Consider the following 22,418-nt stretch of genomic DNA (forward strand, 5'->3'; position numbering starts at 1 on the left):
CAATCGGCGAGGACACCGCACCAGAATGTTGGTCGATCGCCGGGTAAAAAGCTGAGCGTCTCGGAAGTGCGTGGGCTTGCTGGTGCGGGTCGCAGAACTACACGATAGCTAGCAAATCAGAAGCACGTAATGCAGTGCTTGCAACCCTGCACACCGACCATCTTGACTGGTCCTTGCCCGCCTACCGTCGCGGGACCTTACGCGGCATGGATGCCGCGTAAGAGCCTACATGGACGTACTTGCGACGTGTCCCGCGATGGTGGGCGGGCAAGGGCCCTGCAGCCAAGCCGCAGATCAGCTGCTCTGCAACTGATCTATCCGCGCTGTCCAACCAGGTGCGATGACAGCGGGATAAGAGCCAGGAAACAAGGTCGGCTGTTCCGCACTCACACGTTTTTGAAGGATTTCCGGCGCTGCGCCTGTACGACATCATGGATGGCCTGCCGGGCGTCGCCCAGCAGGCCACGCCCAAGTTGCACTTGCCACGCATTGCTCGTGACACACAACAGGCCAGTCACACAGACATCAACCCGCTTCGCGCATCCGGGCGGTCAGGCCTTTGAGGAAGGCGCGCAGTAACTGGTCCAGGCAGGGGCGGAAATTCTTGTGGCCGGGCTGGCGGAACAGCGCAGACAACTCCGGCTTGGACAGCGGGAAGCCGGCGCTGGCGAAGATCGCGTGCATATCCACGTCCTTCAGCTCGAAGGCCACCCGCAGCTTCTTCAGCACCAGATTGTTGCCGACGCGGGTCTCCAGCGGGCGCACCGGCTGACTCTCGTCGCGGCCGCGGAAGCGCAGCACCAGGCCATCGAGAAAGCGCGCCATCATCGCGTCGGGGCAGGGTTCGAAGCCGGGCTCGTCTTCCTTCTTCAGCCAGGCCTGCAACTGCGCCTTGTCGAGCGCGAACTCCGGGTCGGCCAGGTGGGTGATTTCCACCACCTTGTCGTCGCTGAGGTCGAGCATGTAACGGATGCTGCGCAGTACATCGTTGTGGATCATGACAATTCCGGGGCCCCGGCCTGTCGCCGGAAAGGCGTCATTCTACGGGGCCGATGCGCAACGCGGCATATGCCGACCCTGTCCATTGCGGACCTGAAGTCGCTCAGCTGCCGCGATAGGTGGAATACCCGTATGGCGAGAGCAGCAACGGCACGTGGTAGTGGCCCTCGTCGGCGATGCCGAAGGCGATCGGCACCTGCTCCAGAAACGGCGGGTCGGTCAACGCTACGCCGGTTGTGCGCCAATACCCGGCCACCTCGAATTCCAGCCGATAGCGGCCGGATTGCAGCGTAAGCACGCCCAGCTCGGGACAGCGTCCATCGACGTTGGTGACACCCTCGAAGCGCAGCGTCTCGCCGGCGAGCAGGCGCAACGCGACGCCTGCGGCGGGGCGGCCGCTGGCGGTATCCAGCACATGTGTAGAGAGCGTGCTCATGCCACCGCCTGGGTCGGTTGCGGCCATTGGCCGACGAATTCGGGTTGGTCGTAAGCCAGATAGCTGTCGACGATGGCCTGGCGATCGTCCAGAAACAGCTGATCGGCCACCGCGCGTGCCAGCCGCGGCAACGCGATCTTGAGCCCGGACAATGCCGCCGCCGAGGGGCCGTGGTTGATCAGCGCCGAATAGTTGAAGGCGAACAGCCCGTGCAGCAGCGCCGCATCCTCGGGCGTGCGCGGTAGCAGTTCGAAGCCCGGCCCTAGATACGGATGCGCATCCAGCACCGCATTGGCCTGGCCCGGCGGCGGCTGGTAGCGGTCGGCCCAGCAGGCGATGCGCCCGGACAGCGCGGCCAGTTCCGGGCGCAGCTGCGGGTCGGTGACCAGGCCGGTGGCAACGGCGAGAAAATCAAAACGGTGTTCGCCCTGCGGCGTGCGCACCACCACGGCGCCATCGCGCTCGGCGACCTCCAGCCACGGCGCGCCCAGATGCAGCGCAAAGCCGGCATGCGCGCATGCCCGTTGGAAGGTGTCGTTGGTCGGTGGCTGGTTGTGCGCGAAGAAGCTGGCCATCATCTGGTACTTGTCCGCATCGGGTAGCGTCAGAAAGCGCGGAATGATGCCGGCCTGCTCCATGTGGCGGAACGGATTGATGCGCGGCAGTTCGCTGCGGCGCACGAACACTTCGGCAGTGGCGACGCCTTGATCCAGCGCGAAACAGGCGTTGTCGAATGCAGAGGCGCCGCCACCCAGAATGCCCACCCGCTTGCCGGCCAGTGCAGCGAAATCGATATGGCCGGAGGTATGCGCGTAGCGCTGTGCGGGCAGCGCGCGGCTGATCCACTCCGGCACCATCCATTGCCCGCCGCCCTGGATGCCGGTGGCCAGGATCAGTTTGCGCGTCAGCAGCGGTGCGCCCATCGCCAGATGCAGGCGATGGATGCCCGGCGCCACGTCCGGTTCCACCCGTGCCAGCTGCGTGGCATTGCGAACGGGCAAACGCAGCACGGCGCGGTACCAGCGCAGATAGTCCATCCAGCTGCCGCGCGGAATCTTGTCCAGCGCGTCCCAGCCGGCGGTGCCGTGCTGGGCCTCCCACCAGGCGCGGAAGGTCAGCGATGGAACGCCCAGGTCGATCGAGGTGATCTGCTTGGGTGTGCGCAAGGTCTGCATGCGCGCGTAGGTTACCCACGGGCCCTCCTGCCCGGCGGCGTTCTCGTCGATGACCAGCACGTTGTGCACGCGCTCGCGTTGCAGCGCGAACGCTGCGCCCAGGCCGCTCTGGCCGGCGCCGACAATCACCACGTCATACACATGCCCGGCCGGATGCACGCGCGGCTGGGTCCATGCGTCGCCGCCGTGGGCCAGGCGTTGCAGATCGTGGTGGAGCTCGCGTTCGAGTTGGGCCAGGCTCATGGCAGTGCCTCCAGGCGCAGGTGAACGATCTTGCCGATCTCGGCGAGGGCGGTGGAAATTTCTTCGCTGCGCGATGCGTCCAGCCGCCGTTCCAGCGCGGCCAGAATGCCGGCCTTGTCGTGCAGCCGCACGCAGATCACGAATGGAAATCCGAAACGATGGCGATACGCCTGATTGAGCGCATGGAAGCGCTTGAACTCGGCTTCGCTGAGCCGGTCCAGCCCGGCCGAGGCTTGTTCGGCGGCCGATGCGGCGGTGAGTGTGCGGTCGATCGCCGCCTTGCCGGCCAGCTCGGGATGCGCGCGGATCAAGGCGATCTGATCTACCTGCGAGGCCTCCAGCACCACCTGCATCAGCCCGCGATGTACATCGTCGAACGGGCGCCGTTGTGCAGCGCGTTCGACCACCCACGGCGAGTGCTCGAACACCTCGCGGTAGCGCGCCACGAAGGCGGCATTGTCCAGCGCGTTGGCATCGACCACGCTCATGCGTGCGTGCCTTGCAGGGAGACATGCGCGGCGACCGCTTTCCAGCCATCGGCAAAGCGCACCCAGCTCTGGCTTTGACGGCCGCGCGCGCTGCTGCCGTCGCGCACGAACTCCGCATGCGTGGTGGCGAAATCGCGGCCGAAGCCGTTCACTTGCACATGCGCGAGCCGGCGCTGCGGCGAACCGCCGCGGCCGATGCGGAACGCGCGGATCGCCTCGATGCCGTACAGCACTTCGCCTACGCCATAGCGCACCGTGCTTGGCGCGGCGTGAAACAGCGCGTCCATTGCGGCGATGTCATCGCCCATCAAGGCATCCTCGTAGGCATGGAAGGCGGCAGTCACTTGCGCGATCACCTCGGGCAGATCGATGTCGGAAGCGTGGATGCTCATGCCGGGTTTACCTGCAGCCAGTGGCGTGCGATATCGATGCGGCGCGCTACCCACGCATCGCCGCTGGCAAGCACATGATCGACAAAACGTGCCAACGCCGCTGCACGCGCCGGCTTGCCGACGATGCGCCCGTGCAGGCCGATCGACAGCATGCGCCCGCCTTCGCTGCGCAGTTGCTCGAAGCTGTCGCGCAGATAGCGGAAGAACGGCTCGCCATCGGCAAAGCCGTTGTAGGCGACGAACTTCATGTCGTTGGCGTCCAGCGTGTACGGCACGATCAGTTGTGCGCGGCCATGGCGATGGTCGTAATACGGCACCTCATCGGCGTAGCTGTCGGCGTCGTAGATAAAGCCGCCTTCTTCGGCCACCAGCCGCGCAGTGTTGGGGCTGGTGCGGCCCTGATACCAGCCCAGCGGACGGCTGCCGGTGACACGGGTATGCAAGGCGATGGCCTCGGCGATATGCGCGCGCTCGGTGGCTTCATCCACGTGTTGATAGTCGATCCAGCGCAGGCCGTGGCTGGCGATTTCCCAGTCGGCTGCCTGCATCGCGGCCACTGCCTCGGGATTGGAGGCCAATGCCTGCGCCACGCCGAACACGGTCACCGGCACGTTGCGCGCGGTGAACAGCCGATGCAGCCGCCAGAAGCCGGCGCGGCTACCGTATTCGTACAGGCTTTCCATCGCCATGGCGCGCGCGCCGGGTTGCGATTGCGTGCCGACCATTTCCGACAGAAACGCTTCCGAGCCGGCATCGCCGTTGAGTACGCAGTTTTCCGCGCCCTCTTCGTAGTTGATGACGAACTGCACCGCGATGCGCGCGCCACCGGGCCACTGCGCCGCAGGTGGGGTGGCGCCATAGCCGACCAGGTCGCGCGGTGTGCTCATGCATGCGGCTCCGCATGCCAGGCCGCCAGCGCGGCTTCCACCGCCAGTCCTTGCGTGCACGCGTAACCTTCGGCGCGCAACACGGCTTCCAGCGCGGCCAAAGTAATCAAAACCTTGTGCTTCATCGCGTTGTAGCCCATCGCGCCGATGCGCCAGATCCTGCCCTGCAACGGACCAAACGCGGTGCCGATCTCGATCTCGAAATCCTCGCGCATGCGCCGCCGCACCGCATCGCTGTCGATGCCGGGCGGAATCACCACGCCGGTGACATTGGTCATGCGGTGCGCATCGTCGCCGAACACCTCCAGCCCCAATGCACGGATGCCGGCACTCACCGCGCGCCCGGCCGCAGCATGGCGGGCGAAGCGGGCATCCAACCCTTCCTGCAGGGCCACGCGCGCACATTCGCGGGCGCCGTAGAGCATGGTGGTGGCTTCGGTGTGGTGGTTGAGGCGTTTGTCGGACCAGTAATCCATGATCATCGCCAGATCGAAATAATTCGAGGCGATGCGTGGCCCACTGCCGTTGACGATATCGTCGCGCACGATGCCGCGTTCGACATGGCGGCGCGCGAAAATCGCCTCGGCCGCCGCGCTGGACACGGTGATCGGTGCCGAGCCGGACGGCCCGCCCAGGCATTTCTGCAGGCCGCCGGTCACCACGTCCACGTCCCAGCGATCGCTGGCGATCTCCATCCCGCCGATGGTGGCGGTGGCATCCACGTAACTCAGCGCACCAGCCGCGCGGCACAGCGCGCCGAGGCCATCGAGCGGCTGCGCCATGGTGGTGGAGGTGTCGCCGTGCACGGTGGCCACCAGCTTGGGTGCCACGCGTTCGATCGCTTCGGCAATCGCGCTCAGCGGCACCACTTCGCCCCAAGGCGCATCCACCGTATGCACCTCGGCACCTAGGCGGCCCAGGATTTCGGTGAGCAGCAGGCCGAAGCGGCCGAAGTTGATGACCAGCACGCGATCGCCCGGGGTGACCAGCGAGACCAAGGCAGCTTCGATGCCGGCGCGCGCTGTGCCATCGACCAGAAAGGTCCAGCGATTCTCGGTGCCGAACAGCGGCCGGTACAGCGCCATCACCTCGTTCATGTAGGTGGTCATTTCCGGGTCGAACTGGCCGAGCAGATCGGCCGCCATCGCGCGCAGCACGCGCGGATGCGCATTGACCGGGCCCGGACCCATCAGCAGCCGCTGCGGGGGATCGAGTTCGCCGAAGGTGTGCAGGTGACGCAGATCAGGTGACAAGGGGATCTCCCAGGTGTTCGATGAAGTGGCGCATGACCACCAAGGCAACCTCGGCATCGGCCGGGGCGACGTGTTCGTCCGGATGATGGCTGATGCCGCCGGCGCAGCGCACGAACAGCATCGCGGTGGGGCACAGCGCGGCCATCACCATCGCATCGTGGCCGGCACCGGAGACCAGTTGGCGCGGCGCGATGCCTTGTGCGGCGACTGCGTGTTGCAGGCGCGCGATCAACGCCGGTGCACAGGGGCTGGCGGCGAGTGTCTGCAACGGATCGATGGCGATGGCGATGCTGCGTTCTTTGCTGATTTGTGCAAGCGCGTGTTCGATCTGCAGCACGGCCGCATCGCGGGTGGCATCGTCGCCTGCGCGCACGTCCAGCGTGCAGTCCACGCGGCCCGGCACCACATTGGTGGCGCCGGGTGCGACCTGCAGCTTGCCGACGGTGGCGACCAGATCGTCGCTGCCGGCGCGGGCGATGCGCTCGATCGCCAGGAGTGCGTCGGCCGCTGCGCTCAACGCGTCGCGGCGCAAGCCCATCGTGGTGGTGCCGGCATGGCCGGCGCGGCCGTCGAAGCGCAGGGCGAAGCGCCGTTGCGCGGCGATGGCGGTGACGATGCCGACCGGCAGGCCTTCGGCTTCCAGCACCGGGCCTTGTTCGATATGGGTCTCCAGATAGGCCAGTACGCTGCCTGGGGCGCGTGCGGCGTGGCTGATCGCTGCGATATCCAGGCCCCAGTTGGTGAGTGCGGCCGCCACCTCGACGCCGTCGGCATCGACCACGGCCAGTGTGGCCGGATCCAGTGTGCCGGCTACGGCGCGGCTGCAGAACATCGATGCCGGGAAACGCGAACCTTCTTCGTCGCCGAAGGCGATGACTTCGATCGCAAACGGCAGGCGCCGACCCTGTGCATGCAACGCGGCCACGCATTCGATGCCGAGCAGGATGCCGAGCGGGCCGTCGTAGCGCCCGGCATCGCGCACGCTGTCCAGATGGCTGCCGATCAGCAGTGCCGGTGCATCTGCATGTGCGCCGTCGTAGCGGCCGATCAGATTGGCCGCTGCGTCCAGTCGCACCTGCATGCCGGCCTGGCGCATCCACTCGCTCACCTGCGCGGTGGCCGCGCGATGCGCCGGGCTGAGCCAGGCGCGGAACAGGCCGCCGGGTGTGTCGCTGTACGGTGCAACGCCCAGTGCATCGCAGCGCGCCACCGCGCGTGCGCCGGAGCAATGGTCGGTTGCTGCGGTGAGTTGCGCGCTCAGCATGCGGCGCGGTGCAAGCGTGTTGCCCCATAGGTGCTGAGTGACCTGGGATGCGACAGGTGCTGATGCATGAAGCCTCCGCAGGCGGTGGGGAAGTGGGCGAGGCGACGTTGAGCGATTCATTGCTCTGCGCAGCCTTGGCGATCGGGCGTGCGCAGCGGGTGGCAGCCGTCAAATCGACTATACGAACCGCCCCCGTCACCCCAAAGCGGTTTTTTTAGGGTCAGGCGTTGCAAAAAATGCGACGGGCGGTGGCGACTGCGTTTTGTTCCTTCTCCCATCGGGAGAAGTGCCCCGAAGGGGCGGATGAGGGTGCGGCAGCGTCGAGAATGCTGGGCGGCCGTACCCTCACCCCAACCCCTCTCCCGTAGGAGAGGGGCTGTGGTATCACCTCTCCTGACGGAAGATGGTACCCACAGTGCGGATGAGGGTGCGCCGCAGAGAGCTGTCAGTCCTTGCAATGACAAACGCGTCGCCACGCGGCTTCAGAAGTGAATCACCGACTGCTTCGTTCCGCGCCCAGGCCTGCGCTGGGGCGCGGGCGCAACATGCACGCACGCCAGTGGCGCGCAAGTCGTGCCTTGGCGCCCCGCAGGATCCTTCTCCCATCGCGAGAAGGTGCCGAAGGGCGGATGAGGGTACGGCCGCATCGAGACTATTGAGCAGCCGTACCCGCACCCCACCCCTCTGCCGAAAAAAGGAGAGCGGCAGAAGCGCCGCCGCCTCGCATCCGAACGGCTGCTACAGTCGCCTACATTCCATGAATCGGATTCACCAATGGCCCGCGACGGTTTCAAGGACCTGCTGGCGCTGATCGCCATCGTTCGCGAGGGCAGCTTCACGCGTGCTGCAGCCAAGTTGGGTGTCTCGCAATCGGCACTGAGTCACACCATTCGTGGGCTGGAAGCCAGCCTCGGGCTGCGGTTACTGACTCGCACCACGCGCAGCGTGGCGCCGACCGAAGCCGGCGAGCGCCTGATCCAGACGGTGGCGCCGCGCTTTGCAGAAATCGAAGAGGCGCTGTCCGCACTCAGCGAAATGCGCGACACGCCCGCAGGCACGGTGCGCATCACCGCCACCGACTACGCCGCGCGCGCGATCCTGTGGCCCAAGTTGTCCAAGCTGCTGCGTCAATACCCGGACATCAAGGTCGAGATCGTGGTCGACAACGGTCTGACCGACATCGTGGCCGACCGTTACGACCTGGGCGTGCGCCTGGGCGATCAGGTGGAAAAAGACATGATCGCCGCGCGCATCGCGCCGGACATGCGCATGGCGATCGTCGCGGCACCGTCCTACCTCGCACGCCGGCCCATTCCCAAGACACCACAGGATCTCACCGCGCACAGCTGCATCAATCTGCGCATGAAAACCGCCGGCGGCATCTACGCCTGGGAGCTGGAAAAGGACGGGCGCGAGGTCATCGTGCGCGTGGATGGCCAGCTGACCTTCAACGGCACCTACGAAGCGCTGGACGCGGCGGTGGACGGCTTCGGCATCGCGTTCGTGCAGGAGGATCTGGCGCGCCCGCATATCAAGGCCGGACGGCTGCGCTGGGTGATGAAGGACTGGTCGCCGACCTGGCCGGGCTTGCACGCGTTCTATCCCAGTCGCCGACATTCCTCACCGGCGTTTAACCTGGTGGTCGATGCGTTGCGCTACAAAGGCTGATGGATGCGCGGCTTGGACAGGCGCTTGCGTGGACGCCTGAGTCGCCTGCATCCGATGACCTTTCCCTAGACCAAGCGCGTTCCGCAAGCGAGCATCGTGCCACGCGACAACTATGCTGGCGCGCCTTTGATGAGCGGGCTTCATAAGCCCGTGCGGATCAGCCATCTTTATCGCTGCCCGCTGCCTGCGTAAGCTGCAGCACCTCCAGACACGCGCACGCCCGAGCCGCAGCATCCGTTGCTGCATTGCGCCCGTCGTGCGTCGCTGCAATGGCAGGTCGATGCGTCGCATCGCTGTCTGCAGCGCATCCCTCTTGAACGCCAGGTTCGCTCTCGAGCGCCGCTACAGCGCGCGCTTGCGGCGTGGCGTTCTTACCGCATCCACTCTTCGCGCAAGGCCCCCACATGCCAGCCAGTTCGCTCGCCACAGACACACCATCCCGTGCCGCACCCGCAGCAACACGCCAGACCTGGAGCGCAGTCGGCTCGATGTCGCTGTGCGTTGCGTTGTTGATCGCCTCCGAATTCATGCCGGTGAGCCTGCTCACGCCGATCTCTGCAGATCTACACGCAAGCGCTGGCATGGCCGGGCAGGCGATTTCGATCTCCGGCTTGTTCGCCGTGGTCGCCAGCTTGCTGATCGCACCGCTGTCGTCGCGCTTCAATCGGCGCCATGTGCTGCTCACGCTGACCACGGTGATGTTGGTGTCGCTGTTGTTGATCGCCAACGCGCACAGCTTCGGCATGTTGATGGCCGCGCGTGCGCTGCTCGGCGTCGTCATCGGTGGGTTCTGGGCGTTGTCCACCGCCACGGTGATGCGCATCATGCCCGAGCATGCGGTACCCAAGGCCTTGGGCATCATATTTATCGGTAACGCGGTCGCTGCCGCATTCGCCGCGCCGTTGGGCAGCTATCTGGGCGCGACCATCGGCTGGCGCGGTGTGTTTTGGGGCATGCTGCCGCTGGTTGCGCTCACCATCGTCTGGCAGTGGCGCAGCCTGCCGTCGATGCCAGCGCAAAGTGCCACTTCGCTGAGCGGTATCGTCACCTTGTTGAAGCGTCGTTATGTTGCGCGCGCCATGCTGGCGGTGATGCTCGGGTTTGCCGGCGCGTTCTCTGCGTTCACCTATTTCCGCCCGTTTCTGGAAACCATTGCGCAGGTGGACGTCTCGCAACTGTCGTTGTTGCTGCTTGGCCTGGGTTTGGCCGGGTTCGTCGGGACCTATGCGGCCACCGCGTTGGTGCCCAAGCGCTTGTTCACCCTGCTCACGGTGCTGCCGGTCGCGCTGGGTGTGGCGACCATGTGCATGCTGCTCGCCGGCCATATGGTGTGGGCTGTGGCAATTGCGATGATCGCCTGGGGCACGCTCAATTCGGCGATGCCGGTGGCGTGGTCCACCTGGCTGAGCCGCTGCATCAAGGACGCGCCGGAAAGCGGTGGCGGCTTGATGGTTGCCGCAATCCAGCTCTCCATCATGCTGGGCGGCGCCGCAGGCGGTGTCCTGCTGGATCATGTCTCCATTGGTGCCACGTTCGTGGGTGCAAGCGTGTTGCTGCTGGCATCGTCCTTGGTGGCAGGGCGGGGCGATCGTTTGCAGCCCTGAGTGCTGGTGATTGCACGATGCAGCGCTCATCGCATGGAAGGCAGCTCGTGCCACGCTATGCCGCCAGAACAAGGGTTCGATCAAGTCATCAGCTCAAACGCCGACGTAAAAACCCAGATCCTGCCGCAGGGCATCCACGCAATAATCGACAAACGTGCGCACCTTGGAGGAGCCCCGGCGTCCTTCCACGTAGACCACGTGCACCGGCTCTGGTGCGATCTCGAACGCGTCGAGGATGCACGTGAGCTTGCCGCTCTGCAGGTGTTCGCGGATCTGGTAAGACGGCACCTGCGTCAATCCCCAGCCCTGCACTGCAGCGATGATGGCGGCGTTGAACGAGGTCACATTGAGGCGTGAGGCGACATCCACCAGATGCTCACGGCCATCGATGCGGAACGGCCATTTGGGTGGACGCTCGGAAGATGCGGTGGAGATGGTGGCGTGCTGCAACAAATCGTCCGGCCGCTGCGCAGTGCCGTGCTCTGCCAGATAGCCGGGCGAGGCGCAGATCATGCGACGCACGCTGCCGACCGGGATGGCGGTCAGCGACGAGTCGGGCAATACGCCGATGCGTACCGCCACATCGATGCCTTCGTCCAGTAGCGGCAGCACGCGGTCGACCAGCACGGCGCGCGCAGTCATCGATGGGTATTGACTCAGAAAGCGCGTCAATAGCGGTGTGACATGCAATGCGCCGAACATCTGCGGCGCGGTTACCGTCAGCAAGCCGCTGGGAAGTGCATGCAACCCGGCCGCTCTATTTTCGATGTCGTCCAAATCGGCAAGCAGGCGCCGGCAGTCGATAGCGTACTGCTGCCCGGCTTCGGTGAGCCGCATGTTGCGTGTGGTGCGCACGACCAGCAGCACGCCCAGGCGGCTTTCCAGTTGCGCGATGGTGCGGGTGACCGTTGCGGTGGAAATGCCAAGACGCCGCGCAACGCCGGCAAAACTTGTTTGCTCTGCAAGCGCGGCAAACAGTGTCATTTCCTGGATGCGGTCCACGTGCGTCCCAAGGTCGGAGGTGGCGGCAGGGTAGCAGCCTGCCGATGCGCGCTGCGCGACCCACGCAATGACTGGCGATCGCACGCACTGCGCACCTGCGCGCAGCATTGCAGCAACGGCAATGGTGAATTGACACCCTTGGCGGTTCTCGACAGCTGTCTGTGTACCTAGCATGGCCGCCACGTCATCGATCTGGGAATTTCCATGGCGCATACCGATGCGCTCATCGCAGCCACTACCGACAACGCCACAACAGGGATCAGCCGCCGCACCCTGCTGCTGGCATCGTGCATAGGCACCGCGTACGCACTTGGCGCCGGCGCGCTCGGCGCTGCCGAACTTTCCAACACGACGACACTCAGAGAGAACACCATGCCGAACGACGAAGCGTTCCGCGTCACTTTCCACACCCAACAGGTCGGCGATGTCGAGGTGTTCTACCGCGAGGCCGGGCGCAAGGATGCGCCGGTGCTGTTGCTGTTGCACGGGTTCCCCAGTGCCAGCCATATGTTCCGCGATCTGATGCCGCTGCTGGCAGATCGATACCGCCTGATCGCGCCGGATTTACCCGGCTTCGGCAATACCAAGGCACCGCCGCGCGGGCAGTTCGATTACACGTTTGAGAACCTTTACAAAGTGATCGAAGGCTTCACCGAGGCGTTGGGACTCGCCAGCTACAGCATGTATGTGTTCGATTACGGTGCGCCGGTCGGTTTTCGATTGGCTGCGGCAAATCCGCACAAGGTGAGCGCCATCATCAGCCAGAACGGTAATGCGTATCTGGAAGGTTTCAGCGACCAATGGGGGCCTTGGCAGACGTATTGGCGTGAGCCAACCGCAGCAAATCGCGAGGCTTGCCGCGGGTCGCTGTCGCCGCAAACCATCCGTGACTGGCAGTACGGCACCGGTGCCGACCCGAGCAAGCTGTCGCCCGATGGCTACACGTTGGATATCGCGTACATGGCGCGCCCGGGTGCCGAAGAGATCCAGCTCGATCTGATCCTGGACTACCGCAGCAACGTGGCCGCCTATCCGGGATTCCACGCGTATTTCCGCAACCATCAGCCACCGTTGCTGGCGGTGTGGGGCAAGCACGATCCAGCCTTCATTCCGCCGGGCGCGCAGGCGTATCGCAAGGATCTGCCGAAGGCCGAAGTGCATCTGCTGGATGCGGGCCACTTCGCGCTGGAAACGCATGCGCCGGAGATTGCGCGCTACATCGGCGACTTCCTGTCGCGCACGTTCAAGGCATCGGCGTAACTGCGTCGTTTGCACGCGTCCTGCGGACGCAGCGACAGGGCTGCGTTCGGGCGCATATGAGCCGTTGTGTCGGCGTGCTAGGTTGCTGTGATCATTCCCCGGAGAACTACCGAGATGCTCACCGCGTACCGATGGAGCGGGCTTGCCAGCCTTTTGCCGTTGTCTGCCGTTGCCGGTACGCCCGAGGGCGGTTACCGGCAGCCACCGGAGCCATTGTTGAGCGTGATGCGCGCACCGCTCAATCCATCGCCGCGGTTGGACCCCACCGGCAAGACCTTGTTGCTGGTGCAGCGCACCCAGTATCCGCCGATCGCACGCGTGGCCGAGCCGTATCTGAAGCTGGCCGGCGTGCGTGTGGAGCCGCGCACGCATAGCCGCCACGACATGTCCAACGGTTACGGCATTCGTTCCTGCCTGCAGGGCTTCAGCCTGGTGGATGTTGCAAGCGGCAGGCAGACCGCCGTGAGCCTGCCGGCCGGTGCCTGCCCGGCAGCGCCGGTGTGGTCGCCGGACGGGCGCCGCTTCGCCTTCAACAACACTGCGGCCGATCGCGTCGAGCTGTGGGTGGGCGAGGTGGCCACCGGCAACGTGCGCAGGATCGACGGTGTGCAACTCAACCCGGTGCTGGGCGGCGAGATCCAGTGGCTGGGCGGCAGCGACACCCTGCTGCTGAAGACGGTGCCGCAAGACCTGGGCGCGGCCCCGCGCAAGGCCGCGGTGCCGCCGGGTCCGGAGGTCAAGGAAACCATCCAGGGCAAGGGCGAAAGCAGCACCTATGAAGCGCGCGATACGCTCTCCAGCCCCGAAGACGAGGCCTTGTTCACCTACTACGCCACCTCCCAGCTGCTCACGGTGGATGTGGCCAACGGCAGCCAGCGCAAGCTCGGTACGCCTGCGGTCTACAGCAACGTGGATGGCGCGCCCGATGGCCGCCACGTGCTGGTGCAACGGCTGAAGCGGCCGTACTCCTACGTCACCACCTATGCGCGGTTTGCGCATGATGTGGCGGTGCTGGATCTGGCCAATGGCAGCGAGCGCGTGCTGGCCGATCTGCCGGTTGCCGACCGGGTGCCGGTGCAAGGCGTGTCGATCGGCCCGCGTGCGTATTCCTGGCGCGCCAACCAGCCGGCCACGCTGGTCTGGGCCGAAGCGCTGGATGGTGGCGATTGGAAAACCAATGTGCCCGCGCGCGACAAGTTAATGACGCTGGCTGCACCGTTCACCGCCAAACCGCGTGAAGTCACCCGCGTGCAGCAGCGTTATTCCGGCTTGTCGTGGTTTGCCGAAGGCGGGCAAGCGCTGCTGGACGAATACGACGAAAACCGTCATTGGCGGCGTACCACCTTGCTGGATGCCGACCGCCCCGGCACTGGCGGACAGGTGTTGTTCGACCTGTCCACCGACGACCTGTACGCCGATCCTGGCCTGACGGAGATGCGTGTGCTGGCCAACGGCCAGGCCGTGCTGCGCGAAGAGCGGGGTGCGTTGTTCCTGAGCGGGCAGGGCGCCTCGCCGGCGGGCGACCGGCCGTTTCTTGATCGCTATGCGCTGGCCAGTGGCAAGACCCAGCGGCTGTTCCGCAGCGATGCCAGTGTGGACGAGCTGTTCTTCGGTTTTGCCGGCGACGATGTGTCGCGCCTGTTGACCTGGCACCAGTCGCTGACCGACCCGCCCAACGTGTATCTGCGCACGCTGGGCCAGCCGCTGCCGACGGCGGCCACGGGCGAGGCGGTCCTTGCCTCGACCGCAACGCCGGTCACCCACTTTCCGGATCCGACCCCGCTGGTGCGGCAGATCAAGAAGCGGCTGGTGACCTACAAGCGCAAGGACGGCGTGGAGCTGTCGTTCACCCTGTACACGCCGCCCGGCTATAAGGAAGGCACGCGCGTGCCGGCGATCCTGTATGCCTACCCGCTCGACTATGCCGACCCCTCCAAGGCAGGCCAGGTCAGCGGCGCCAGCGAACGCGACTTCACCCGGCTGAGCTACTACCAGGTGCTGCTGCTGGCCGGTTACGCGATCATCGACGATGCCGCCTTCCCCATCGTCGGCGACCCCAAGACCGCGTACGACACCTATCTGCAGCAACTGGTGGACGACGCCACCGCAGCGGTGGACAAGGCGGTGGAACTGGGCGTGGTCGATCGCCAACGGATCGGCGTCACCGGGCATAGCCACGGCGCGCTGATGACGGCCAACCTGTTGGCACAGACCGACCTGTTCCGCGCCGGCGCCGCCACTAGCGGCAGCTACAACAAGACGCTGACACCGTTCGGATTCCAGAACGAGCGCCGTTCGTTCTGGGCCGCGCCGGAGGTCTACGCGCAGGCGTCGGCGTTCTTCCACGCCGACAAGATCAACGAACCGTTGTTGATCGTGCACGGCATGGACGACGCCAACCCCGGGACCGAAACCACTCAGGCACCGAGGTTGTTCCAGGCGATCCGTGGCAACGGCGGCACTGCGCGGCTGGTGTTGCTGCCGTTCGAACCGCATTGGTATACCGCACGCGAATCCACCGAAGACGTGGTCGCCGAGATGCTGGACTGGTTCGACCGTTACGTGAAAAACGCGCCGCCGCGCGCCGCGGCTAGCAAGCCAAAGCAGGCGGCTAGCAAGCCAAAGCAGTAAGTAGCGTGCCAATGCAGCGTGTTATTCAAAGCTGGCATTGGCATCAGCGCGGGGTTGGAGCGTTCTTTGCAGGCAGATGCTGTCTGGTAAAGGGCGCTCCGGCCCCGTTTGGTGAGTGACTGCATTGGCGGCACACATCGGTGTGCAGGCATCACGCAAACATGCCACGCACCACATCGGCATTGCTTTGCCCGTTGGGGTTGCCCACCGTGCTGTCGGAAGCAAGGTTCCAGCAACTCAGATGCGCCAGCGCATTGACCAACGGATAGGACAGATGCAGCTGGGTGACCGTGCCATAGAGCGGAAAATCGTCCACGCTTTGCAGATCCAGCTCAATCTGCGTTTCATCCGGCAATTGCTTCCACCATGCACGCACCAGATCGTTGTACACCCACAGCACCTCGACCGACTGCTGCGCCGGCACGTTGAACCAGCTGTTTGCCAGCACGCGCAAGGTCTGCCGCACCAGCAGCGCGCCACCGGATTTTTTGGCTGCCAGCAGCCCCTGTTTCAAGGCATCGAATGCGGCGGTGTCGAACACCTGGTTGTGCCGGAACATGCCGTTGGCGTCTTCGCACAATTGCTCGTTGGCGTATGCCGGATAGCTGCGCGTTTTCTCGCAGAACGGCTGTAGCCCGAACAGCGGCGGCAGATCGTCGGCAACCACGGTTTCGCCTGATTCCGGGTCGATGTTCACCCCTTGATCGGAATTGACGAACACCAGCAGACGCGTAATGCCGAGTGCCAGCAGCGGCATGATGCCCAGGTTCTCCAGGTTGCCGCCGTCGGCGAAGCGGTAACTTAGCGTCGGTTGGCTCTCACGACCATCGACCGGCCAGTACGGATAACGCGGCACCAGGCCATTGATCTCGGGAAACTTCTCTTCGAAATCTTGCGCCGGCGCCATGCTGCTGCAACCTGCGATGTCGTTGAGGCTGAAGACACGCAGCGGCACGCTGGTAGTGACTCCGTCGGCACCAGCGTCGGCGACGTAATCGCTGCCCATCGCGAACGACTCGATCAGGCCTCCACCCATGACGCCGAGTTGCTCAGGCTGGTTGAAAACGCCACGCACGCCAAGCAACCAGTTGGCTTCGAACGGCACCAGATCCGAGCTCACGCTGTCGTTGATGAAGACAGACGTATTGAAGATCGGTAACGGCCGCCCGTCGCGGATGGTGTAGAAGTTGTCGCTGCTCAACTGCGGATTGCGCAGCAGCGGGCCTTCCGCCAGATACTGCGTCGTGCCGGTGAAATAACGTGGATCCACGCCTGTGGCATCTGGATTCCACAAGCCGAAATCCTTCAGTACCAGCTTGCCGATCACCGCCTGCCACATATCCGCCGGCGCGTAGCGTTTGCTCAGCCGGTACTCGGCCAGTTCTGCGACGATCGGCAACGTGCCGAGCCGGTACGGCACCTGGCCGAGATTGTTGCTGCCCATCTTTCCCAACTCGTCCAAGGTGAGTTGCGATGGATCCAGCACCACCGGCCCGAGGAAGTCGTCATCGCTGATCGACGTCGGCAGATAGGTGAACAACACATTGGCCCATGTCCCGCCGGACACCGAAGAGATCGCGGCCACCTTGTCCAGAAGCCCCAGGGAGCGCAGCCCGCGCAGTTGACCCAGCGCACACGACAGCGCACGACTGCCCCCGCCGGAGAGACAGATGCCGACCTTATCCGACGAGGTCTCGCTTTGGGCTGCGCCCAGTGGATCGATTGCCACGCTGAATGTCGCCATGGTGTTCTCCCTGTGTGGCGCTTGGCCCTTTCAAAGCGCAGTCAGAAGCCTAGCGTCTGCGGATCCAATCGCCACGTGGCGTTGCGCACAGATCGCGTCGCGCAGCGGAGGGCGCTCTTGCCGATCTTTCAGATAGTCCGGTGTGAGATGACGGGCACCTCACCCGAAGACCGAGCCTGCCAGGCCTAATCTGCCGAGAGCGACCCCAGGGTAAAGCCGGAGACGGCATTCACTTTGCCGCGCCACAGCACACCACGGTTGCTGGGCAGGGGCTGGCCGCCGGGCGAGAAGCAACGCGACTCGATCAGGTGAAGGAACTGCGGAGGTGTACTGCTCTGCTGAGCGTCCTCTTCCGTGTCGTAGATGCTGGCATGGCTGGCAAACGCGCGACGGATATCTTCTTTTTCTTCGGCGCTGCCGGGATAGGCCGCAGAAAATTCCTGCGCGAATGCCTCGAAGTACTGCTTGCCGCTGACCAGCTGGCCAGAAACGATGATGCCTTCGACAAACAGCGTAATGCCGAACTGCACGTTCGAACTATTGACGGTGGCGACCAGCTTCTGCAGATACCAATCCAGGCTCTGGCCATCGAACGCCAGCTTGACGTCTTCCAGGTTCGGTTGATTGTCGTCTTGATCTGTCATGTGGCTCTCCTTGGTGAAAGGTCTAACGCGTATGTTGAAATAAGCGCAGCGACGTGCCTACGCATCGCCCCGCATGCCCAAGAAAGCAAGTGCGTCCTGTCCAGTGATCGGCGTGGTTGAGTCCGCCATGGTCGCCTTGGAGAGCATGCTCTGAGTCTATGACATGTTTACCCCGTCGGCTTGCTCTGGTTGGAGTCTTGATCCTGAGCGCTAGCCTCTGCTGTCGTGCAATCTGACGCTCTGACTCTTTGACGCGATGGCTTGATTGGCTGGCAGCAACGCCTGCCCATCACGAATGCAGATGCAGCAAGCGGCAACAAGCCCCAACCATCACCACCCAGCCACCGCACCATCGGAGCGCGGATCGCTTGCTCCGCTGATCACGCCATCCACCTCGCGCACCAACGCGCCCGCGTGTCCCATGATCGAGGTATATGCGGGCAACAGTTCCACTGCATGCCCGGCATCGCGTAGTGCTTGCACCACCGTTGGATCAAAGCGGTCTTCCAGTTTCAGCGAGGTGCTGTCTTCGCCCCAGGTGCGGCCGAGCAACCAGCGCGGCGCTGTGATCGCTTGTTGCAGCGGTACGCCGAAGCGGGCGTAGCGGGAGAAGAGGGCGGCCTGGGTTTGTGGTTGGCCTTCGCCGCCCATGGTGCCGTAGGCCATGACGCGGCCGTCGTCGAAAGTGGCGAGTGCGGGGTTGAGGGTGTGGAAGGGTTTGCGGCCCGGTGCGAGGGCATTCCAGCCGTCGGCGGCGAGGCGGAAGCTGCAGCCGCGGTTTTGCCAGGTGATGCCGGTGCGCGGCAGCACCAGGCCGGAGCCGAATTCGAAATACGTTGACTGGATGCAGCTGACGGCGCGGCCGTGCGCGTCGATGGCACCGAACCAGACGGTGTCGCCTGCCTGCGAGGGCTGCGGCCAGGGCAATGCAGTGCGCATGTCGATGCGTGCGGCCAGCGCGTCGAGTGCGGCGTTGTCGTCTAGCAGGGCCTGTGCGTCGAGCGTCATCCAGGCGGGGTCGCCGATGTGTGCGTCGCGAATCAGGAAGGCCTGTTTGGTGGCTTCGATCAGGCCGTGCAGGTGCGCGTAGCTGTCGGGCTGTTCGGCATGCAGGCGATCGAACAAGGCGAGGATCAGCAGCGAGGCGAGGCCTTGCGTGGGCGGTGCGTGGTTGTAGAGGCGTGCGCCGTGGATGGCGACCGAGAGCGGCACAGTGGTTTCGGCATGATTGCTTGCGAGGTCGTGTGCGTTGAGCGGGCTGCCGAGTGCTTGCAGGTCGGCGGCGATGTCGTCGGCCACTGCGCCGCGATAGAAACTCTCCAGGCCATGGTCGGCCAGCCGTTGCAAGGTGCGTGCGAGGTGCGCTTGTTGCAGCAGTGCGCCTTCGTGCAGGGGGACGCCGTGTGGTTCGAAAATGCTGGAGTAGGCGCCGGGTTGCACGCGCAGTTCGGCGCTCTTGCTGGCGGCGATGTGTGCGCCGCCTAACGTGACCGGTACGCCGTCGCTGGCGTGGTGGATGGCGTCCTGCAATAAGCGTTGCAGCGATAAGCTGCCGCCTGCGTGCTGAAGCGCGAGTGCCCAGCCGGAGACCGTGCCGGCCACGGTATTGGCCGCGCCGGGGCCGCGCCACGGAATGCTGCTGTGGCCGCGATAGAAGTCCAAGGTCGCCGCCTGTGCAGCGCGGCCGCAGGCATCGATGGCGTGTACGCGGCCGTCGGGTTCGTGGATCAGCCAGAAGCCGTCGCCACCGATGCCGGTCATGTGCGGGTACACCACGGCCAGGCAGGCGGCGGTGGCGACGGCGGCTTCGATGGCGTTGCCGCCGTCGCGCAGGACATCGCGCCCGGCCTGTGCGGCCAGATGATGCGGGGCCACGACCATGCCGCGACGCGCGCGCAAGGTGTGCAGCATCAGTGCGTCTCCGCCGGTGGGCTGAAGGCGAGCAGGCCGTCGCGTTCGAGTTGCGCGGCGAGTGCGAACAAGCGGTCTTCACGGCCGGGCGCGGCAATCAATTGCACGCCCAGCGGCAGGCGGCCGGGGCGCGGCAACGGTGCGGCCAATACCGGGCAGGCGGCAAGCCCAAGCGGTTGGGTGAAGATGCCTAAGTTGGCGCGCGCGGACACCGGCAGGCCGTCGATCTGGATGGTGTCCTGATCGATGCGTGGTGCCACGCACGGTGTGGTTGGCGCGATCAACACATCCACCTCGTCCCACAGGCGTTGCATGGCGGCGCCAAACCAGTGCGCGAAGCGGTGTGCATCGGCCACCGCGCTGGCAGGCAATTGCAGGCCGGCAAGCAGGCGGTCGCGGGTGGCCGGGTCGAACTGCTCGGCATGCGTGCTCAAACCGGCGCGATGACGATGGCCACCCTCTGCAGCGGTAAGCACGAAGGCGGCGGCGCGGGCGCGTTCTGCTTCGGGTAATTCGATCACGGTGGTGCTGTTGCAGGCGGTGAGCAATGCGCTGAGGCCGGCATCCAGGTCGGGGTCGAGATTGCGTTGGAACCAGCCGCCAAGGCGTGCGATGCGCAAGCTGCCGGGATTGCAGGAGGCAACGGCGTGACCAAGCATCACTTCGTAGACGCGGCGTAGATCGGCGATGGAGGTGGCGAACGGGCCGACCACATCCAGCGCATCGACGAAGCCGAACACGCCGTCCAGCGGCAACGCGGCGTGGGTGGGACGCAGGCCGTACACGCCGCATAATGCGGCCGGGACACGGATGGAGCCGTTGGTGTCCGAGCCCAGCGCGAATGGCACCAGACCGGCGGCCACCGCAGCAGCCGAGCCGCCCGACGAACCACCGGCCAGATGGCGGTGATCGTGCGGGTTGGCGGTGGTGCCGTAATGCGCGTTGACGGTTGCAAACCCGTAGGCGAATTCGTCCATGTTGGCAGTGCCCACCAGCACCGCGCCCGCATCGCTCAGGCGTTGCACCACAGCCGCATCGCGGGTGGCAGGTGCGCATTGCGCGCGCACGACGGCACCAGCGGTGGTGACCTGGCCAGCGACATCGAACAGATCCTTGACCACGAACGGCACGCCGGCCAACGCGCCGCCATCGCTGCCACCGGCCAGCGCAGCCTGCACGCGCGCGGCATCGGCATCGGCGCGTGCGGGCAATAGACGAGTGATCGCACGCAGGCGGTCGTTGGCCTGGTTGATATGCGTGAGCGTCTGGGTGGCATGGCGTGCGGCCAGTGTGGGCTGGCTGCGGGTGGTGCTGACGATGGAGGCGATCTGCCCGCGCGGAGTGGTGCTGTCCTGTTGCGTTGGGCGCGGGGCGGTGAAGCTGGCGAGCAGCTGCGCGTGGCCGCGCAGGACCTCGGTATTGCGATCGATGCCGGCCTGCCACTGCGCTGGGAGTTGCATGGGGTCACCTTGGGTTGCTGGGAGTTGCGGGTGTGGGTGTCGTCCAAGCTCCTCTCCCGCCGGGAGAGGGGTTGGGGTGAGGGTGCCCCGCTAGTTGGAGATGTATCAGGTACGCGTTTACCTTGCTTGCACCCTAATCAACTGGCGCAGCATTTTTCTCAGTTGCCGCACCCTCATCCGCCCTTCGGGCACCTTCTCCCGACGGGAGAAGGGGTAACGGCAATCCTACTGCCGGCGGCTGCGGCGCAGTGAGGTGATCGACCAGTAATTGCTCGAAGGCTTCCACATCCACCGCATGCACCACTGTCTGCGCCTGTTCGCCCAGTCCAGGCTGATAGCCTGGCGCCCACGATAGGATGTCGCCGTACCCTGCATCGAAAGCGGTATTGGTATCGACATAAAGCGTCTCGGTGTGCGTTGCCAATTCGGGGCGCAGCCACACTGCAGTGGCCAGCTCATCCCACATCGGAAAGCCGGTTTCGCGACGACGCAATGCGTGGCCGATGCTGGTGTCGGCCGCGCTCATGCGCGCCAGCAACTCGGGCGTGAGTTCGGTCGCGGTGGATGGATCCACCGGCACCATGGTGATCTTGTTCCAGGGCGCACGCATGACGATGCTGGCCGCTTCCGGATCCCAGCGGATGTTGAATTCGCGGCGTGGCGAGTTGACGAATTCGCGCGCGAATTGCTGCGCGCTGATGCTGTTGCGTTGCTGCCGCGGGTTGAGGCTGCCGCCCATGTAGACCAGCTCGCGCGCCAGCGTGGCGAAGGCCGGATCCAGCGATTGTGCAAGCGCCAGATTGGTCAGCGGGCCTGTGGCAATGATGCTCACCTCGCCCGGATACAGGCGCACCATGCGCAGCATGAACAACGCGGCCGGCTCGTCGGAGGCGCGCACCACGCTGGGATTGCCCAACGCCAGGTCGGGCACCACGTCGTGTGCGTGATAACGCGGCGCGCTCTGCACGGTGTCGCCATCCACCCAGTGCTTGGTCCATGCACCTTTCCAGACCAGCTTGCCGTATAGCGCTTCCCAACGCTCGGTGGCGAGCTCGCTGTTGAGCAGCGGATGCACCGGGCCGGGTAGTACCGGAATCTGCGGCTGGCCGGCCAGTTCCAGCAGACGGCAGCTATGTGCGAGCACCTCATCGCGCCAGATGTTGCCGCTGACCGCGCTGATGCCCAGCACCTCGACCTCGGGCGATTGCAACAGCAGCAACTGCGCAGGCGTGAAGCCGTCGATATCGTCTTCGAGAATGACGCGGCGTTTGGAGGGAGCGTGGGGCGTGTCGGTCATTGCGTTGTGGTCATGAGGGAAGAATGCGTTGCAGCGAGGATGGAGTGGACGTCGAGTGTG

The 22,418-nt window shown here is 65.0% G+C and carries 18 protein-coding genes; 4 read left to right on the forward strand and 14 right to left on the reverse strand.

The annotated features are described in order from the left end of the window. Nucleotides 1-525 precede the first annotated feature (525 nt). From FFY45_RS08315 to FFY45_RS08350, 8 genes are all read right to left on the reverse strand, one after another. Complete coding sequence (locus FFY45_RS08315) at nucleotides 526-999, reverse strand: YehS family protein (RefSeq protein ID WP_055825363.1); 474 nt, start codon at nucleotides 997-999, stop codon at nucleotides 526-528. Between the two features lie 103 nt (nucleotides 1,000-1,102). Further along, complete coding sequence (uraH, locus tag FFY45_RS08320) at nucleotides 1,103-1,462, reverse strand: hydroxyisourate hydrolase (RefSeq protein WP_176340071.1); 360 nt, start codon at nucleotides 1,460-1,462, stop codon at nucleotides 1,103-1,105. Further along, nucleotides 1,432-2,853: an FAD-dependent urate hydroxylase HpyO gene (gene hpyO / locus FFY45_RS08325; protein ID WP_176340072.1), complete on the reverse strand. Its 1,422-nt coding sequence runs from the start codon at nucleotides 2,851-2,853 to the stop codon at nucleotides 1,432-1,434. Before hpyO ends, uraH begins: the two co-directional genes overlap by 31 nt. Then, complete coding sequence (gene uraD, locus FFY45_RS08330; protein ID WP_176340073.1) at nucleotides 2,850-3,341, reverse strand: 2-oxo-4-hydroxy-4-carboxy-5-ureidoimidazoline decarboxylase; 492 nt, start codon at nucleotides 3,339-3,341, stop codon at nucleotides 2,850-2,852. Before uraD ends, hpyO begins: the two co-directional genes overlap by 4 nt. Continuing rightward, nucleotides 3,338-3,733, reverse strand: coding sequence for an oxalurate catabolism protein HpxZ (gene hpxZ, locus FFY45_RS08335; RefSeq protein WP_176340074.1), 396 nt, complete (start codon nucleotides 3,731-3,733; stop codon nucleotides 3,338-3,340). The genes uraD and hpxZ overlap by 4 nt, the downstream gene beginning before the upstream one ends. Next, a complete protein-coding gene (gene puuE / locus FFY45_RS08340; protein ID WP_176340075.1) occupies nucleotides 3,730-4,620 on the reverse strand; it encodes an allantoinase PuuE in 891 nt (296 codons plus the stop codon). The genes hpxZ and puuE overlap by 4 nt, the downstream gene beginning before the upstream one ends. Next, nucleotides 4,617-5,873, reverse strand: coding sequence for a pyridoxal-phosphate-dependent aminotransferase family protein (locus FFY45_RS08345; RefSeq protein ID WP_176340076.1), 1,257 nt, complete (start codon nucleotides 5,871-5,873; stop codon nucleotides 4,617-4,619). The genes puuE and FFY45_RS08345 overlap by 4 nt, the downstream gene beginning before the upstream one ends. Further along, complete coding sequence (locus FFY45_RS08350; protein WP_176340077.1) at nucleotides 5,863-7,137, reverse strand: allantoate amidohydrolase; 1,275 nt, start codon at nucleotides 7,135-7,137, stop codon at nucleotides 5,863-5,865. The genes FFY45_RS08345 and FFY45_RS08350 overlap by 11 nt, the downstream gene beginning before the upstream one ends. Before the next feature lie 774 nt (nucleotides 7,138-7,911). Here FFY45_RS08350 and FFY45_RS08355 point away from each other — a divergent pair. Next, entirely contained in the window at nucleotides 7,912-8,805 is an 894-nt protein-coding gene (locus tag FFY45_RS08355; RefSeq protein WP_176340078.1) for a LysR family transcriptional regulator, read from the forward strand. Between the two features lie 404 nt (nucleotides 8,806-9,209). Next, a complete protein-coding gene (locus FFY45_RS08360; protein ID WP_176340079.1) occupies nucleotides 9,210-10,409 on the forward strand; it encodes an MFS transporter in 1,200 nt (399 codons plus the stop codon). Nucleotides 10,410-10,502: 93 nt separating this feature from the next. On the opposite strand, the gene FFY45_RS08365 is transcribed toward FFY45_RS08360, so the two are convergent. Then, nucleotides 10,503-11,393: a LysR family transcriptional regulator gene (locus tag FFY45_RS08365; RefSeq protein ID WP_176340080.1), complete on the reverse strand. Its 891-nt coding sequence runs from the start codon at nucleotides 11,391-11,393 to the stop codon at nucleotides 10,503-10,505. 390 nt (nucleotides 11,394-11,783) lie between these two features. Here FFY45_RS08365 and FFY45_RS08370 point away from each other — a divergent pair, with 390 nt between their 5' ends. Together FFY45_RS08370 and FFY45_RS08375 are read left to right on the forward strand one after the other, a co-directional pair. Next, nucleotides 11,784-12,671, forward strand: a complete 888-nt coding sequence (locus FFY45_RS08370) for an alpha/beta fold hydrolase (protein WP_439333520.1) — start codon at nucleotides 11,784-11,786, stop codon at nucleotides 12,669-12,671. Between the two features lie 114 nt (nucleotides 12,672-12,785). Beyond that, entirely contained in the window at nucleotides 12,786-15,302 is a 2,517-nt protein-coding gene (locus FFY45_RS08375; protein ID WP_176340082.1) for a S9 family peptidase, read from the forward strand. Nucleotides 15,303-15,453: 151 nt separating this feature from the next. On the opposite strand, the gene FFY45_RS08380 is transcribed toward FFY45_RS08375, so the two are convergent. From FFY45_RS08380 to FFY45_RS08400, 5 genes are all read right to left on the reverse strand, one after another. Then, the gene (locus FFY45_RS08380) at nucleotides 15,454-17,046 is read right to left on the reverse strand and encodes a hypothetical protein (protein WP_176340083.1); all 1,593 of its coding nucleotides are present in this window, start codon (nucleotides 17,044-17,046) and stop codon (nucleotides 15,454-15,456) included. A 185-nt stretch (nucleotides 17,047-17,231) separates the two neighbouring features. After that, nucleotides 17,232-17,690 carry a gas vesicle accessory protein GvpU gene (gvpU, locus tag FFY45_RS08385; RefSeq protein WP_074058586.1) on the reverse strand — a complete coding sequence of 153 codons (459 nt, stop codon included), beginning with the start codon at nucleotides 17,688-17,690 and terminating at the stop codon, nucleotides 17,232-17,234. Nucleotides 17,691-18,020: 330 nt separating this feature from the next. Further along, entirely contained in the window at nucleotides 18,021-19,601 is a 1,581-nt protein-coding gene (locus tag FFY45_RS08390; protein ID WP_176340084.1) for a gamma-glutamyltransferase family protein, read from the reverse strand. Further along, complete coding sequence (locus FFY45_RS08395) at nucleotides 19,601-21,061, reverse strand: AtzE family amidohydrolase (protein ID WP_176340085.1); 1,461 nt, start codon at nucleotides 21,059-21,061, stop codon at nucleotides 19,601-19,603. The genes FFY45_RS08390 and FFY45_RS08395 overlap by 1 nt, the downstream gene beginning before the upstream one ends. A 133-nt stretch (nucleotides 21,062-21,194) precedes the next feature. Continuing rightward, nucleotides 21,195-22,358, reverse strand: a complete 1,164-nt coding sequence (locus FFY45_RS08400) for a nucleoside hydrolase (protein WP_176340086.1) — start codon at nucleotides 22,356-22,358, stop codon at nucleotides 21,195-21,197. Nucleotides 22,359-22,418: the final 60 nt, after the last annotated feature.

Origin of the sequence: Xanthomonas hortorum (genome assembly GCF_011305375.1) — a bacterium.
GTDB classification, from domain to species: domain Bacteria; phylum Pseudomonadota; class Gammaproteobacteria; order Xanthomonadales; family Xanthomonadaceae; genus Xanthomonas; species Xanthomonas hortorum_E.